Annotated in this window: 1 protein-coding gene; it reads left to right on the forward strand. The window is 79.1% G+C overall.

Annotated elements, in window-relative coordinates; all coding sequences use genetic code 11:
* Nucleotides 1-177: 177 nt before the first annotated feature.
* Nucleotides 178-1,717 (forward strand): sigma-70 family RNA polymerase sigma factor (locus HYE82_RS36320; protein WP_179178483.1); only part of this gene is annotated, 1,540 nt, incomplete at its 3' end.

Consider the following 1,717-nt stretch of genomic DNA (forward strand, 5'->3'; position numbering starts at 1 on the left):
CCCCCGTCCAGGCCCGCCGGCCACCCCTGTCCACGCCCGCCGGCCGTCCCCGCCGGCGCCCCGCCCGCGCCCGGGGTCAGGGCCGCGGTCAGCACCTGTTCGATCTCTTCACCCGTAAGAGCTAAAACAGCTCAAGGCTTCACGGGCCTCGCCGGGCGGCCGCCTACCTTCGCCAGGGTGGACCGCAGCAACCAGGAGAGCCCCGACCCGCGCACCGGCGCACAACAGGCGCACGGGCGTACACCCCGTGAGGGGGCCGCCGCAGAGCAGCCGCCGCCGTTCCGGCACGAGCCGTACCTGGACGGCCTGTTCACCTACTGCCTGTCGGTGCTGTGCGACCACGACACCGCCACCGACGCGCTCGCCGAGGTCCTGGCCGTCGCAGAGCGGCATCCCGGCCGCTGCCCCGACGAGGGCTACCGCCGGGCCTGGCTGTACGCACTCGCCCGCTGGGCCTGCGTGCGCCGGATGACCGAGCAGCGGCGCGGCCGCCCGGGGGCGCACTCTGCCCGGCGCACGCCGGAGCACGCCGGGGCCGAACGTGCACCGGGGGCGCACCGCTCCCAGGGTTCCCACCGCTCTCCTGACGTGTACGCGTACCAGCGCACCGAGCTCGCCCGCCTCGCCTGGCCCGAGGCCGCCGGCACCACACCCGAGCAGCGCGAGGCCCTCGAACTCGCCGTCCGCCACCGCCTCGGCGTCCCCGAACTCGCCGCTGTCCTCGGCACGCCCCCGGCCACCGCCCGCGAGCTGCTCGCCGGCGCCGCCTGCGAGGTCGAACGCACCCGCGCCGCCCTCGCCGCCGTCGAGACCGGCGGCTGCCCGTCGGTGTCCCGGCTCACGGACGAGGGACAGCTCCTGCTGTCCACCGCCCTGCGCGCCGAGCTCGTCCGGCACGTCGACAACTGCCCGCGCTGCCGCCGCGCTGCCGAACGCGCCGGCGCCGCCGCCCCCTGGCCCGGCTCCTGCGGCATCGACGCCGCCCTCCCCCTCGTCCAGGCGCCCCGGGCCGCCGTCCACGCGGCCATGCAGCGCACCGGTCGCGGCCGCCGCCCCGCCGTCCCCCGCTTCAACCGCACCGGCTTCCCCACCGACCCGCGGGACCGGGCGGCCCGTCGCGACCGGCTGCGCGCCCGCGCGGTGACCACCACCGTCGTCGCCACCGTCGTGGCGGCACCGCTCCTGGCCCTGTGGGCGGCCTATCGGGGCGCACCCGACACCGGCGAGCCCGCGGGCGCCGAATCCGGGATCTCGGCGAGCGATTCCGACATCCCGCCCCACCGGGACGGCCGCCCGATGCGCGCGTACGAGAACGCCGGCGCCGGCCTCGCCGCCCGCACCCCCGGCTTCCCCGCCGGCACCCCGGGCCCCGGCCGGGACGTCTCCGTCCAGGTGATCAGCGCCGGGCCGTCCGCCGCCCCCGACGGGCCCGGCGCTCCCGGCCGGCTCACCGTCGCCGCCGCCCCGTACGGCGGGACGACCGTGCTCACCCTCACCGCATCCGGCGGAGCCCCGGTGGACTGGCAGCTCCGGTCCGACGCGCCCTGGCTGCGGGCGAGCCGGACCGCGGGCACCCTGGCGCCCGGAGAATCGGTCACCCTGCACGTCACCGTCGACCCCGGCACCGAGCCCGCGGGCCCCTGGCCGGCCCGGGTCGCCGTGGACCCCGGCGGGGCCGTGGTCGCGATCCGGGGCCGCGGCCGCCCCACCCCCACGC

Source organism: Streptomyces sp. BR123, from assembly GCF_013401435.1.
Classification (GTDB): domain Bacteria; phylum Actinomycetota; class Actinomycetes; order Streptomycetales; family Streptomycetaceae; genus Streptomyces.